This is a genomic window from Cyclobacterium plantarum (assembly GCF_011290685.1).
GTDB lineage: Bacteria > Bacteroidota > Bacteroidia > Cytophagales > Cyclobacteriaceae > Cyclobacterium > Cyclobacterium plantarum.
Genome location: NZ_JAANYN010000002.1, coordinates 92,006 through 106,695, shown reverse-complemented (window position 1 = coordinate 106,695; position 14,690 = coordinate 92,006). Strand labels below are relative to the sequence as shown.

The 14,690-nt window shown below is 44.0% G+C and carries 14 protein-coding genes; 2 read left to right on the top strand and 12 right to left on the bottom strand.

Annotation, left to right across the window (positions count from 1 at the left end; translation table 11 throughout):
• Window positions 1-16: 16 nt before the first annotated feature.
• The 9 genes from gldC to pdeM form a co-directional block, all read right to left on the bottom strand.
• The gene (gldC, locus tag G9Q97_RS04545; RefSeq protein WP_166143620.1) at window positions 17-355 is read right to left on the bottom strand and encodes a gliding motility protein GldC; all 339 of its coding nucleotides are present in this window, start codon (window positions 353-355) and stop codon (window positions 17-19) included.
• A 172-nt stretch (window positions 356-527) separates the two neighbouring features.
• A complete protein-coding gene (locus tag G9Q97_RS04540; RefSeq protein WP_166143618.1) occupies window positions 528-1,196 on the bottom strand; it encodes a 3-oxoacid CoA-transferase subunit B in 669 nt (222 codons plus the stop codon).
• 12 nt (window positions 1,197-1,208) lie between these two features.
• Window positions 1,209-1,904: a CoA transferase subunit A gene (locus G9Q97_RS04535; RefSeq protein WP_166143616.1), complete on the bottom strand. Its 696-nt coding sequence runs from the start codon at window positions 1,902-1,904 to the stop codon at window positions 1,209-1,211.
• Entirely contained in the window at window positions 1,894-2,847 is a 954-nt protein-coding gene (locus G9Q97_RS04530; protein ID WP_166143614.1) for a bifunctional riboflavin kinase/FAD synthetase, read from the bottom strand. Before G9Q97_RS04530 ends, G9Q97_RS04535 begins: the two co-directional genes overlap by 11 nt.
• A complete protein-coding gene (gene truB / locus G9Q97_RS04525; RefSeq protein WP_166145139.1) occupies window positions 2,834-3,523 on the bottom strand; it encodes a tRNA pseudouridine(55) synthase TruB in 690 nt (229 codons plus the stop codon). The genes G9Q97_RS04530 and truB overlap by 14 nt, the downstream gene beginning before the upstream one ends.
• Entirely contained in the window at window positions 3,523-4,314 is a 792-nt protein-coding gene (locus G9Q97_RS04520) for an undecaprenyl-diphosphate phosphatase (RefSeq protein ID WP_166143612.1), read from the bottom strand. The genes truB and G9Q97_RS04520 overlap by 1 nt, the downstream gene beginning before the upstream one ends.
• Before the next feature lie 3 nt (window positions 4,315-4,317).
• Window positions 4,318-4,521 (bottom strand): DUF3098 domain-containing protein, encoded by a 204-nt coding sequence (locus tag G9Q97_RS04515; RefSeq protein ID WP_166143610.1) that lies wholly within the window; start codon window positions 4,519-4,521, stop codon window positions 4,318-4,320.
• A 4-nt stretch (window positions 4,522-4,525) separates the two neighbouring features.
• Window positions 4,526-5,416 carry a cell division protein FtsX gene (locus tag G9Q97_RS04510; protein ID WP_166143608.1) on the bottom strand — a complete coding sequence of 297 codons (891 nt, stop codon included), beginning with the start codon at window positions 5,414-5,416 and terminating at the stop codon, window positions 4,526-4,528.
• A gap of 43 nt (window positions 5,417-5,459) precedes the next feature.
• Window positions 5,460-6,143, bottom strand: a complete 684-nt coding sequence (gene pdeM, locus G9Q97_RS04505) for a ligase-associated DNA damage response endonuclease PdeM (RefSeq protein WP_166143606.1) — start codon at window positions 6,141-6,143, stop codon at window positions 5,460-5,462.
• 124 nt (window positions 6,144-6,267) lie between these two features.
• On the opposite strand from pdeM, the gene G9Q97_RS04500 reads away from it, so the two are divergent.
• The gene (locus tag G9Q97_RS04500; protein WP_166143604.1) at window positions 6,268-6,888 is read left to right on the top strand and encodes a hypothetical protein; all 621 of its coding nucleotides are present in this window, start codon (window positions 6,268-6,270) and stop codon (window positions 6,886-6,888) included.
• An 8-nt stretch (window positions 6,889-6,896) separates the two neighbouring features.
• Here the strand turns inward: G9Q97_RS04500 and G9Q97_RS04495 are convergent, their stop codons facing one another.
• Entirely contained in the window at window positions 6,897-10,721 is a 3,825-nt protein-coding gene (locus tag G9Q97_RS04495) for a PVC-type heme-binding CxxCH protein (protein WP_166143602.1), read from the bottom strand.
• Between the two features lie 20 nt (window positions 10,722-10,741).
• Window positions 10,742-12,322, bottom strand: a complete 1,581-nt coding sequence (locus G9Q97_RS04490; RefSeq protein WP_166143601.1) for a sulfatase family protein — start codon at window positions 12,320-12,322, stop codon at window positions 10,742-10,744.
• A 97-nt stretch (window positions 12,323-12,419) separates the two neighbouring features.
• On the opposite strand from G9Q97_RS04490, the gene G9Q97_RS04485 reads away from it, so the two are divergent.
• Window positions 12,420-13,304: a LamG domain-containing protein gene (locus tag G9Q97_RS04485; protein WP_166143599.1), complete on the top strand. Its 885-nt coding sequence runs from the start codon at window positions 12,420-12,422 to the stop codon at window positions 13,302-13,304.
• A gap of 37 nt (window positions 13,305-13,341) precedes the next feature.
• Here G9Q97_RS04485 and G9Q97_RS04480 read toward each other — a convergent pair whose 3' ends face one another.
• Entirely contained in the window at window positions 13,342-14,553 is a 1,212-nt protein-coding gene (locus tag G9Q97_RS04480; RefSeq protein WP_166143597.1) for a DUF6807 domain-containing protein, read from the bottom strand.
• Window positions 14,554-14,690 lie beyond the last annotated feature (137 nt).

Below are 14,690 nucleotides of genomic sequence, written 5' to 3'. Positions count from 1 at the left end.
GCCATAAGTTTGAAAATTATTTGGATTTATTTTCCTCATTGACATGGGTTACCAGCCGGTCACAGAGGGATTTTATTTCTTCAGAAAAATATTCATCGCCGGTGCTGTTCAAGATGGTTTGGCCCATGCCACCAAGAATATCGATGTAAAAACGCTTCATTTCGGCAACAGACATGTCATCGGTCCACAAGTCAATCCTCAAAGTGCTTTGATTGAGGTTGTCCCAGACGTTCAGACTGATACTTCTGGTTGATTCCATACCCTCAGCTTCTTTATCTGAGGCATCCCATTCTATGCTTTTGGGCAAATTTTTATCGTCAAGGGATACTGCAAATTTGATTTCGGATTTTTTCATTTTTTTTGTTTTGAGGAGGCAAAACTAACAAAGAATGATGAAATCGACACGATTAACATCATCATTAAACATATAGGGCAATGAATATCTTAATCGTCAAAGATTCCATAGCCTGCCCCGACTAAACGGGGTGGCCATCAAGAAACAATTATAACACATGAAACAGTCGGCATCAACCCAAATCAAAACTTTCCATTTCCGGAATTTCTCCTTTAATCACCAATTTGCCTTCTGTTTTACTTTTGATTTCTTCCAACGTAACTCCCGGCGCCCTTTCAAGTAGTTTAAATCCTCCTTCCGGAAGTATACTGAATACACCGAGATCGGTGAAAATTTTATGAACACATTTTACTCCGGTTATGGGCAATTTGCAATCCTTTAATAATTTGGAGCTCCCGTCTTTGTGGCAATGGTGCATGGCTACAAAAAGCCTGGCCTCAGAAGCCACCAAATCCAAAGCACCTCCTACGCCTTTAATTAATCCGGAAGAAATTTTCCAATTGCTGATATCCCCATTTTCCGATACTTCAAGGGCACCCAGGATAGCAATATCTATATGGCCTCCCCTTATCATGGCAAATGCTTCGGCGGAATCGAACAAAGAGGAGCCTTTGACCATGGTGATCGTCTCTTTGCCGGCATTGACCAGGTCTGGATCGGTGTTGTCCGATTTTGGAAAAGGCCCTATGCCGAGCAAGCCATTTTCGGATTGCAAGACCACCTGCAGGTGATCAGGTATATGATTGGCTACCAGCGTAGGGATACCAATACCTAAATTGATGTATTGGCCGTTTTTGATCTCTTTGGCTATCCTCTGGGCGATTTGGGTTTTGCTTAGCATTTGTAGGGAGGATTAGGCGGAAACAGTGACGTTCTCAATTCTTTTTTCATAAGTTTCTCCCTGAAATATACGCTGCACGTAAATTCCCGGCGTGTGGATGTGGTTGGGGTCCAATTCACCAGCAGGCACCAATTCCTCCACTTCAGCAATGGTGATTTTACCCGCAGCAGCCATCAGGGGATTGAAGTTTCTGGCAGTACCCCTGTAAATCAGGTTACCTGCCGTATCTCCTTTCCAGGCCTTAATCAAGGCAAAATCTGCTTTGATCCATCTTTCCAATAAATATAACCTGCCATCAAACTCCCTGATCTCTTTGCCTTTGGCCACATCAGACCCTATTCCTGCAGGGGTAAAAAATGCGGGAATACCAGCACCTCCTGCCCTTATTCGCTCAGCAAGGGTTCCTTGTGGAATAAGTTCCAATTCAAGTTCTCCTGCGGTATATTGTTTTTCGAATTCTTCATTTTCTCCAACATAGCTGGCAATTAACTTTCTGATCATTCTTTTTTTCAATAAAAGGCCGATTCCGAAATCATCCACTCCGGCATTATTGGATATACATGTCAGGTTCTTCAGATGGCGATGGATAAGGGCTTGAATGGAAGCCTCCGGTATCCCGCAAAGACCAAAACCACCCAATAACAATACTGCCCCGTCAGCGATATCGCTTGTGGCTTCCGAAGCATTGGCTACCCTTTTATCTATCATGCGTATCCTTTTTTCTTTTATCAAAAAAATCCCCTGCAACTTGCCGGTCCTTTTCTAGTTGGGCTTTCAGGTCCTCTAAATTTGCGAATTTTTTTTGTGCCCTCAAAAAGTCAAGAAGAAAGACCCGAATGTTCTCACCATAAATTTCCTTCTGAAAGTGGAGTATATGGACTTCTATACTTTTTTTGGCTCCGCTTACGGTAGGTCTGTTGCCTATATTCAGCATACCATCCAAGCTTTCATTTCCTATTTCAACAGTTACCAGATAAGCCCCATCTGCCGGAATCAGTTTATCCGGTTCCTCCACTTTTATATTGGCCGTGGGGAATCCCAAGGAGCGACCGATTTTATCCCCCTGAACTACGGTTCCTTCCAATTGGTAAGGCCTCCCTAAAAACTCATTGGCAATGGCAATGTTGCCCTTGTTCAGGGCTTTTCTTATTTTGGTACTGCTAATGCCAACATCATCAATGTCCTGACGGGGGATCTCTTCAAGATCAAAATTGTATTTTTCTTGTTGGGCTTTTAAATGTTCAAAACTTCCAGCCCTGCCTTTGCCAAACCGGTGGTCATAACCTATTACCAGTTTTCTGGTTTTAATTTTTTGGACCAATATGCCCTGGATAAATTCATCCGATGTAAGTGCCGCAAATTCAGGGGTGAATGGAATGCTGATCAAATGATCAATTCCGAAATGCTCCAGCAAAACTGTTTTTTCCGAAAATGTATTTAGCAATTGTATGCCGTGATTTTCAGGAGATAAAACCATTCTGGGATGGGGCCAAAAGGAAACCAATACGGTTTCTCCCTGGATGGTATGGGCAATGTCCTGCAATCTTTTGAGAATTTTTTGGTGTCCAAGGTGTACACCGTCAAAGGTTCCAATAGTTACTACCGGGTTTTTAAAATTGGGTAAATCAGCAAGAGATTTATAGATTTTCATGCTGCTCACTTTTAATTTTGTCTATCAGTAATTCCAGTTTCCAGGCATTTTCCAGCCTGAACTCTCCTATGGCTGTCCTTTTTAATGCAGAAAGATAGGCACCCACCCCAAGCAGCTCTCCCATATCCCTTGCAATGCTTCGGATATATGTTCCTTTGGAACAAACAATTTTAAAATGGATTTCAGGCAAATCAATACCGGTTATTTCAAAGGTTTTTACAGTTACCGGCCGGGGATCCAGTTTTACTTCAAAGCCTTTTCTGGCTGATTCATATACCCTTTTCCCATCTTTCCTGATGGCAGAATGATGGGGGGGGATTTGCATGATGTCACCTGTCAGGGATTGGGCAGCCTGTAAAATCTCCTCTTTTTTTAAGTGGGAAGGATCGGCTATTTGCTTTACTTCTCTTTCCAGGTCGAAGGATTCAGTGGTTTTACCAAGTACAAAAGAACCCACATATTCCTTCTCCCTCGCCTGATATTTTTCTATATTTTTTGTTTCCTTTCCTGCACAGATGATCAATAAGCCGGTTGCCAATGGGTCCAGGGTCCCGGCATGCCCCACCTTTTTCACTTTCAGGGCATTTCTGATTTTTTTTACCACATCAAATGAAGTCCATTGATAAGGTTTGTCTACCAGAAATACAGCTCCATATGGTTTTTCCGGCCTGTCCATTAAAACCATGCTGATAATATGGCCAATAAGCCAACGACCAAACAGTAAACAGAAAAATAACTCAGCTTACTTTTCCTTACCAGTTGAATCATCCAGGTACAGGCAAGTAAGCCCGCAATAAATGCCGCAATAAATGCCACAAGCATGGTGGTAAATTGTTCGTTTTGGTAGGTAAGCGCACCATCTAATATATCTTTTCCTATTTTACCCAAAATCAGTGGTACTACCATAAGAAAGGAAAATCTCGCAGCCCTGTTTTTATCAATACCCAATAAGACGGAAGTAGAAATGGTGGCTCCGGACCGGGAAATTCCGGGCAACATGGCAACTGCCTGCGCCAGGCCAATGATGACCGAATGTGAAAAAGAAACCGGCTTCCCGGTATTTTTTGCCCTGTCAGCCAGAAAAAGAAGTATTGCGGTAACCAATAGCATAAATCCAACGAAAACTACCTTACCTCCAAAAAGTTGTTCCAACTGCTCTTCAAAAAGCAAACCTATGACCACGGCAGGTATCATAGAAAGGATTACCTTGAGGGAAAATCTGGTTTCTTCGTTGTCTTTGAATTGAAAAAGTCCCTTAATTATTTCGTATACATCTTTTCTAAACACGACGATGGTACTAAGGGCTGTTGCGAAATGAACCACCACCGTAAACATCAAACTTTCTTCAGGTAAATTTTTGCTTCCCAACAAGGCGGCAGCGATTTCCAAATGACCACTGGAAGATACGGGTAAAAATTCCGTTAATCCCTGGACTATTCCCAGAATTATTGCTTCAAAAAAAGTCATTTATTATTTCTTGTTATAAAAGATGGCATAAAATTGAAAAAGAAAACCAAAAAGCACGATGACTGGGCCCAGGGTAAGCCCCATAAACCCAAAACCATGTAATTGTTGATCCATGCCCATAATGGTGAATCCCAAAACAATAATGGCAATGCCTATCAGCATCAATTGGTAATTCTTTCTGGTGAAAGGTAGTGGATTGTTTTTCATAATTTTAATAAAGTTCGTCCAGGGACATATTCAGGTATTTATTTATAGATCGATAAGTGCTTAGCCAGGACATCAGGGCACCCAGCAAAATCAAGCCCCCAAAAAGCATGATGAGTAATTCTGTGTCGTACAACAACTGAAGTCCTTCAATGAAATTTTTACCATATTCCAATAGGGTGAAAATAATGGATGAGGCGATTATACCGGCCAAAGCCCCATACAGAAAAGACCGCCAAAGGAAAGGCCGCCGGATAAAACCCTTTGTGGCACCGACTAACTGCATGCTCCTGATCAAAAATCGCTGGGAAAACAAGGCCAGCTTTATGGTGTTACTTATGAGAATTACCACCGTAACCAGCAAAATTAAGATTAGGGTTCCCAACACTATGCTGACTTTCAACAGGTTTTCGTTGATGGAGGCCACCATGTCCTGCATGTATGTCACTTCGAAAACCCCTGGCATCTTTTCCAACTGAGCAACAATTACAGCTATTTCTTCTGAAGTTTGAAATTCATCTTTCACGGAAAAAGTAAATGAGTCCCTGAGTGGGTTTTCGTCCAGAAAAGCCGTGAAATCTTCACCTACTTCCTCCAAAAAAATACTTGCTGCATCTTCCTTGGAAGTATATTGTATCACCTGCCCACTTTCCTTTTGGAGCACATAGGGCTTAGAGTCCATTTGTTCAAGTAGCCTGTCAATAGAAGATTGACCCAGGTCTTTATTGAGGAATACTTGTATTTCGATGTTTTCTCTTATCAGGGAGGTTAGTTTTTTGGCCTGAATGACGATCACACCAAATAAACCCATCATTAGCAAAGACAGGGTGATACTAAATAGCACGCTGGCAAACTTATAGCTTCCCAGTTTTGTTTTTTTTCTCTGCAATTTGGCCATTATATGGTATTTATTCGCATCAAAATTAATCAGGTATATTAACTTAACAAACCTTATTTTTTAATTTGATCGGGATCACCGACTCTGGGGTGGTTACCATTACGGTTTTAGCTGCAGCAGCTGACATTTTCATCAACCCGGTAAAACTGCCAAATGCAGGCATGATCAAGTGCTGCTTACTGAAATAAAAGCAAGGTAACTTTAAAAATTGCTTGCTTTTACCCTTGATGAGAAGTCCAGGATGCAAATGCCCACAAACGTTCAGTTTTCCCTCTGCCACTTTTTTTAAAGGCTCATGGCTCAAAATTAAGCTGCCCATCATGTATGATTCCGGAATGATTTCTAATCTACTGCTTGCATATATTTTTGCTGGCATTACATCATGATTTCCCAAGACCAGATAAAAGCTTACCTCTTGATTATTGTCCAGAAAATCCAGAAGCTCTGTCCATGTATCATTATGATCACTATGAAATAGATCCCCTAAAAAATAAACTTTCCGGGCACCTAATTTTAAAATCAGTTGATGGATTTTGAGGTAATCGTTTACATGGACAGTTTCCGGGATGGGAATCCCTGATTTTCTAAAATGTCCGGCCTTTCCAAAATGCGTATCTGCCACCAAAATGGCTTTTTCTTCCTCCACCCAAATGGCTTTTTCCTTTAAAAGGTGAACCCGCTGATCCCCATGTTGCCAAATATGTCTACCGTCTGTAAAGCTATTCAATCCTCGTCAAAATTTTATACAAAGGTAAGCTTTTTGGTATAGAAATTGCCTCCCGACTCAAAGAACATTTGAAAGCCCATGAACTGAAAAAACGGGCCATGGAAACGGAAATAATTCCTTAAAAATGAAAACCAAACCAATTGTCTTAATTGCAGTAATCTTTTTGGCTTTGTTTAGCGAAAAGGGCTTGGCACAGGAACTCGAACTGAGCACAGGAATCACCCATAAATTTTTAATGGGCAAACAAAACGATTTTTATTCCCCGGCTTTAGGTATTGAATTGGCTGCCGGTCGACAGGAATTGGCTCCTTTTTCTGCTGATATGATCACCTGGGGCCTGAATGTAGGAATTTTCCGGATGAACAGAATAAGTGCAGGAGAGGAGGATTCTACCGGACAATACCAACAATTAATAACCACCAAAGGGACTTATCGCTACGATTATTATTACAATGATTTCTTTTCTTTTTTTTATGGGGCTGATGCAGGATTTCAGTTTATTACTCCCAAATCAGAACAGCCAATGACCGTTCCAGCCAATAACGGCACCAGGATTTTTACCAGAGCCGTAGTAGCACCTAATGTGGGTGTCAATTTCGAGTTCAATCCATATGTGGCTGTTTACTACAAACTCCAATATGAAGTGGGTAAATATTTTGGGGAGCAGCCTCTTTGGGGATCTCCCTCCTCAAAATGGAATCATTTGTTGACCAATGCCGCAGGTTTAAGGATAAAAATTTACTGATCAAAGACTCATTTTATCTGCCTCTGGGTTTGCAGGTAAGCCATCAAATCCACCACTTCCTGATTGGATAAAGGCTCAAACAAACCCGGAGGCATCAGGGAAAGATCTGTAATTTCTTTGTTTTGAATGTTGGACTTATTGATTTGAACGGGATCTTGCCCGGCAATTTTTAAGGTGATTTGCCTGGGGCTTTCCGCTACTACATTCCCGGTATATGTTCTGCCATCCAGCGTGGTGATGATTACCAGTCGGTAGGCATCCTGAATTTCAGCACTTGGTTCCAGTACATTCAAAAGAATGTAATCCGGATCCTGCCGGTTGGACCCCGTTAAGTCCGGTCCAATGTCTGCCCCTTCACCAAACATTTTATGGCAGCTTCCGCAGGATTGCAGGAACAATTTCTTGCCGGCTTGAAGGTTGGCTTGTTTCAGGGCATCTGCTGTCAGGATACTCCTGTAATTCTCATAGGCTGCCTTATCGTTGGGAACATGCTCTATAGGGCCCCAGACTTCCACAAAACCACTACCGATTACCCGGTGCAACTGCCTGGCAAGGGTAACGGGAATTTCTTTCTTTGGTATGTTGCCCGATTTGATTTCCTCCATCAACAGGTTTCCATAGACAGGGCGGGAGGACAGGCTTTGAAGGATGGCGGTTTTTTCTTCTTCAGACGCCCGGGGATACAAATCGATCAGGTTTTTCCCCAATGCTTCCCTGTTATAGCCTGCTACTGCGTGAATGGCCGCTGATCTCAATTGCCTGTCATCTAAAAGACCGGGAAGCAGAGGAATCAATACTGCTTTCTGCTGAGCTGCAAGCATCTGTATGGCCCTGACTTTAACTTCTTTGCTTTCTGACTTATTTTGTATGTCTGCCAATGCTTTCTGGGTAGCTTCGGCATCTCCAAACCGGGCAGAAATTTGAGCAGCAAGGTCGCGCAGCCCGCTACCCCGATCGAGTTGTTCCGCAGTTTCTTTCCAATTGGCGGGCACTTCCAGGTCCGTACGGCCTTCCATGCCATTGAGCATGCCTTCCAAAAGCTGCTCTTTGTTCTCCTTCGCCTGGCTTATGGTGGCTACCAAAGGTGTCAACAAATCCTCGTCTACGGCCCTCCGGGCGATGAATCGGGTAAGTAGGGGAATTTTGGACTGAGCAGCCAAAGCAAGTAGTTTTTCCGGGTTCACCTCCATGAAGTGTTCTGTCCCAAACCAAATCATTTTTGGGATATTATGGTCCGATTTGTCTTCCTCCCGCTGCATCAGGGCAGCTGCAATTTCCCATTTCCAGTCCTCCGGAATCCTTTGCAGTGCAGCTGCCAGGTATAGCCTGACGGCAGCAGCAGGATCCTGCTCCGCCAGCACCAGAAATTTTTCCCTTGCTGCTTCAGGAGGGTTTTGGTCTTCGCATAGCAACTGAATGCCCCAGGCCCTGATATAGGGATCCCGATCCTCCAAAACGGCAATTAACTCCTCTTCCTGCCAACCATTGATCTGGTGCAAGGTCCAAAGTGCACGCAAGCGAAAATCGGGATTTTTATTATTTTCAAAAATATTTTTTATTCTGGATATGCTCTCTTGGTTTAATGAGGCTTTGGCAGCTCTCTTTTGCAAAATACCCCTGGCCCTTCTGGAATGCCAGTCACTTTTACTGGTCTGAAGATCAACCAACTCAAAATCCGTTAGCTCATTGAGGTCTCCAAATCTTCCATCCCAGTTTTCTGCCTGGGATTGGTCTGGCATTATCCTGAATATTCTGCCGGTTTCGCCATGAAGCACTTCCTGGCCACAGATATCTGCATCGTGCCAATCCAAAACATAAACTCCCCCTTCCGGGCCAATTTCCATGCTGAAACCTACCCATTGGGCATTGTTGGCCAATAAAAAATCATCTCCATGCTGTCCGCTAAATCCGGAACCTTTGGGAACCAGTTTATCTGTCAATACGGCATGCTCATGAATATTGGCCATAAAAACCTTGCCCTTTTCTTCCTCGGGAAAGGCATCTGACTGATAAATCCTGGCTCCGCCATGGGCAGACCGGTGACTGTGGTCTGTGATGGTTTTGATGTCTTCATAAACATATGGGTTAAAATGCTGGCCTCCCTGCCGGTGGTAAATGCCCCCCGGTACCACATGCCAAAGATGGGGAATCACACAGGCACTCATGATCAATTGGCCCTTGGAATCATAATCTATACCCCAGGGATTGCTGAATCCATGTGCCACTACCTCAAATTGGTCTTTGGTGGGATGGTAGCGCCAGACACCTCCGTTGATATCCACTCCTTCAGCTTCCAGCAAATCTTCAGGAAAGGGATCCTGGTGTCCGTAAAGCTTCTTTTTTTCCGATATCGTTGGTTTCCTGATTTTGGATGGGGTCGCAAAGCCCTGCAATCCATATAACCAGCCATCTGGCCCCCAATGCAAGCTGTTAAGGGTTTCATGACGGTCTCTTATGCCCCAACCTGTAAGCAAGACTTCGATGTCATCGGCATCTGCCTTGTCATCTCCATCCTTGTCGGGGATAAACAGCAGGTTGGGAGGTGCCCCCACATATACCCCGTCAAATCCAACGGCCAAAGCTGCCGGAAAAGCCAGGCCTTCCATAAAAACCTTTTTTTTATCTGCGATACCATCCCCGTTACTATCTTCCAATATCAGGATCCGGCTGTCACCGGCATTGGAAAACCCATGACCGCGGGATTCATAATCCCTGTTTTCAGCCACCCAAAGCCTGCCTTTGTCATCCCAGCAAAATGCCATGGGTTGGGTGATCATGGGTTCGGCAGCATAGACATTGACTTCAAAACCGGCTTTGACAGTCATTTCTTCCACTGCTTCCTCCGGACTCAGAAATTTAGCATTTCTCCCTTCCTCCTGGGCAATTCTCCAGAGGGCCGTGGTATTGTACATGCCGGTATTTCCAGTATATTTCCCCCAGGCCTCTGTCAATGCCAGGTCCTGAAATTCATTTGTATAAATTAGCAGGCGGTGTTTCAAAACCAATTTTTCTCCTGAAGCTATTTCCCAATCCTGATCACGGGTGTAGGCAGGTCCCACACCAAACTGTCCATCAACCCGCCATTTTTGGGGATAGCCCTTGTTATCGGGATGGTCAAACAAAGCAACGTTGACCCGGTCATTGCGATCGGGGACCTGCATCCCTAAATTGAGCCACATAGAAGGCTTCCCCTCAGCCATTTCATTTGTTTGCCTGGCCGTATTGACCACTGCTGCATCCATTCCTTCCTTCCAGGGCATTCGGAGAAACAATCCTCCATAATCGTACTTTCCAATTTTTACTGCTTTTTCTGCCTGGCCTACCCATTCCAGGTCCAGGTAATATTGTCCTTCATTGATGGTGAAGGACCAATTTTGGGTTTCCGTCATGAGGGGTTGGCCCAGGCTATCCAGCATTTCGTATACCGTTTGCCAGGCTACCTTTTCTCCTCCTGTCTGCAATACGTTAGCGGCTATTTTTCGCCAGTGGCTGCCCTCAGGATGGTGAAAATAATCCCTGCCATTGACCTGGGTGAAGCCCCAGTATAACCCTGTTTGGTGTTTGTGGTGCCCGGGACTGTATTCCGTCAAAACACCCTTGCCATCAGGGGCAAGTATGGGATGGATATAAGGCCTGAAATTTTCTTTGGCTTCCTGAATCAAAATTGGTTTTTTCGGCAAATCGGCTCTAATCACCTTGATTTGTCCGGTGGATTCATCCTGCACAATTTTCAATTGAACGGGTCCTGAAAGATCGATTTCGTTGTTACTGCCTTTGTTCTGGCCACAACCAAACACTAGCAGGCTTAGAATAATGAAATAGCTGATCCGCATGTTTTTGGGTTTAATGCTGCTTAATAGTCACTTTTCGGGTGTATGACACCATATTGGGTTTTGATCCTTTTCAAACGGTCCTTAAGCTTTGACTGGATGGAGTCATATTCCGGTTGGTCATACACATTTTTCATCTCCATGGGATCTTTCTCCAGATCATACAATTCCCACTCATCGAGTTCGTAAAAATGCATGAGTTTATGCCGCTCGCCAGTCACTCCTTCGTGCTTTTGGACGCTATGAACGCCTGGGAATTCATAGTAATGGTAATATAGGTAGTCCCTCCAGTCGTCGGGAGTATTTCCCATCATCAATGGAAGCAGGCTTCGGCCCTGCATGCGGTCAGGTGCTTCCACGCCTGCAATGTCAAGAAAGGTCTGTGCAAAATCAAGATTGGACACCAGATCTTTATTCACACTTCCTTCCGGTATTTTGCCCTTCCACTGCATCAACAGCGGCGTTCTGAACGACTCCTCATACATAAAACGTTTGTCAAACCAACCATGCTCCCCCAAATAAAAACCCTGATCAGAGGTATAGACGATCAGGGTGTTTTCATCCAGCCCGTTTTCTTCCAGATAGTCCAGCACCCTTCCGACATTATCATCTACAGATCGGATGGTGGCCAGATAATCCCTCATGTACCTTTGGTATTTCCACTTCACCAATTCTTCCCCAGAGAGGTTCAATTCCTGAAACTCTTCAATTATGGGATCATAGACGGCATCCCATGCGGCTCTTTGCTCCTCATTCATCCTGCCATAGGTGCGGTTAAAGCTACCTTGATTTTTGCTATCTGCTGTCCATATTTTCAGATCAGAAGCCATTTGCATGGTTTTTTCGATGGTCATGTCCTGTTCCCTGGCTGCGGTACCTCTGGTACTGTAGTCATCAAAAAGGTTGTCTGGTTCGGGGAAGGTGATGTCTTCATACAAATCCAGGTGATCCGGACCTTTTTCCCATTCCCGGTGCGGTGCCTTGTGTTGAAGCATCAGCAGAAAAGGCTTATCTTCGCTTTTGTTGGCTTCCAGCCAGGCCAGGGACTTTTCTGTGATCAGGTCAGAAACATAGCCTTCCACAGCTCCGGTATCCGTGGCAGAAATAAAATCCGGATTGTAATAATGCCCCTGACCGGGAAGGATTTCCCAATGGTCAAATCCAGTAGGCGCTGACCGCAAGTGCCACTTACCTATCAGGGCAGTGGTATATCCGTTTTCTTTCAGAAGTTTGGGAAAAGTGATTTGGTTTCCGTCAAAAATATCTCCATTGGTGCGGTGCCCGTTTACATGGCTATGGGTTCCTGTAAGTATGGTAGCTCTTGATGGGGCACAAATGGAATTGGTCACATATGCTTTGTCAAAGCGCATGCCTCCCCTGGCAATTCTATCAATATTGGGGGTGGGGGCCAGGGCTGCCAACCTGTCTTCATAGGCACTTATCGCCTGAAAGGCATGGTCATCTGTGAAAATAAATAAAATATTCGGAGGTTTCGGGGCCGATGTCTCTTTTGCTTTCTGATTGGTGCAGGATGCAGCTGCCAGGGCAAAAGTGAATAAAAGGACAAGGCTATTGGTCAGTAGAAAATTGACTTGTTTCATCATTAAGATTTATCAGGTAAAAAGGTAATATTTTATAAATTTACAAAATTGAAAAGCAATCAATATAAAAATATTTCTTTTCACAAAGAAATCTGAACCAATGATAGGAAAAAGAATTTTTCAGTTTACCATGTGGATGGTTTTTGTTGCTACACAGGCCACTTTTGGTAGGCAGGAACCAATCCGGACATTAGCAGAGAAAAACGGTTTGGTGGCCCTTTGGGATTTTAAGGAAGCGGCCGGAAACGAAAGAAAGGCGATAGGTAGGGGGAGTTTTTCCTTGAAAGAGATGAATGGTCCAATTTCAAGAATCGAGGAAGGACCTCTGTCAGGCTTTTCTGCCGTTTTTAAAGAGGAGGCATTTATGGCACGTCCACATGAAAAGACTGGTGCTCTGAATATTCATGGAAAAATGCAGGGGATTACGGTAATGGCATGGGTGAAATGGCAAGGAAAGACAGGGTTTGTAGGAGGGATGTGGAATGAATATACCGATGGGGGAAAAAGACAATATGGACTATTTGTAGATCTTCCACACTACAATGGGGCCAATCAGGTTTGTGGACATGTTTCCGCTTCCGGTGGAGCTACCCCTCCTTTTCCGTATAGTTGTGATTATTCTGCCAGCAAACAAGAACTAGATACGGATAATTGGCATTTTATAGCTTTTACCTATGACGGTCAGAATATCAAATCTTATCTGGATGGAGAATTTAAGGAAAGGGCTCCTGAGCCCATCAAAAACACCAAAGGATTTCCGGGATTGCCAGAAGGGTTGGTCCATTCCAAAAACCCCTACTATTTTCCGGATGGATTAGGGGACAATGGTTCCGATTTTACGGTTGGGGCCGTTGTATTACAAAGGGGAATGGGTAATTTTTTCAATGGTTTGATTGGTGGACTTGCCATTTTTGACCGGGCTCTGGATGAAACAGAAATGCAGGAGATTCACCAGTTGACCATGTCCGGGAAATTCCGGAATTAATGCCAAACCATCCAAAAACACTTACCTCATCTTTCGTTTAGTCTAAAACATTTACCCGTATGGGGTTCATCAGGTCATTGGTAATATTTTCAATCACCTTTTCATCGGGTTCACCCTGGTGCACATAATACCTAAAGCTACTTTTAAAGGTTTCTCCGGGAGCAATGTAAAATTCTCCATCTACCATGGGCGCATACACCCAATAGGGCATGGTAGGATGAACCCTGATAGCCTGCGGATAACGGAAATTATCCGGAAACCCGAATATTGTGCTTCCTGCGGTTTTTCCATCCACCTCGCCAAATGCAGCCACCCAGGCAGCATGCGTATGGTTGGCATTTTCATTGGTAAAGCCTTCCGAGGTCATGATATTCCATGAATTGGTAAAATGGACCGAATCCACTTCATTCCATTCTCTGCTACCCCGGAAACCCATGCCGCCATAATGATAATCCAATACAAACAAAGTATCGTTGCTGGTATTGGTTTGCTCTGAATACAGGTCAAATAAATAGTAATCAGAAGTTGGATACACCATGACCCGCCATTTTTCTTCCAGGACTTCTCCATCCTTCAGGCTGATGTGGCTCAATATGCTTTCAAACAATGCGGTGTTTACGCCTTCTTCTGTATGTACCAAATCCACATGTTCAACCGTACCGGTCTCCTGATGCTGGTTCCAGAAGTCGACTTTTTCTCCTTTGAATCGGGTATTTACCCAGGCATTGAAAATGGCATGTTGGTGGGTGTGCCCGGCAGGAAAAGCATCTGTGAGCACCTGCCCATCGGGACTGTAAAGTGGGTGGATCATGCCACTTCTTTTATAGTAATCGGGTAATCCCTCCGGAGGAAAAGCAGTGGCCGTCTGGTAAAACAACACCGGATTTCCATCAATAGCAATTTCAAGCCCTTCTTCCGAGCTGCTTATCGCCGGACCTTGAATTGTTGCCTTTTCCTCAGTATTTTGTCTCAGGGCATAACTTGCTGTAGTTCGAGCTGCCATGGAATCAATAAAAACCAATAATTGGCCAGATTCTAAAACCTGGGCAGGATAGGCCTGTCCGCTCTCTTCATGGATCAACTCATAATTACTACCAACGGAAAGCTCCTTGTCGATTGAAATCAATAAAGGGCTGTTTTTCCTTTCCACATCCCCACTTTCAAGGGTAAAACGCATCAGGGGAGGAGAGGAACAGGCAAACATGACCGTTACGGCCAAAGTTACTGTGAAAATATTTTTCAGCATCATTAAATCCGGATTTGAAATCAAATATCGAAAGCTTAACCAGGATTTCCAATCCTGGACTTGTAAATATTAGTCGTTTAAACCAGCCATCCAAAATTTGCCTCCATTTGTGCCGATTTTTTTTCAAATGGCAGATTATT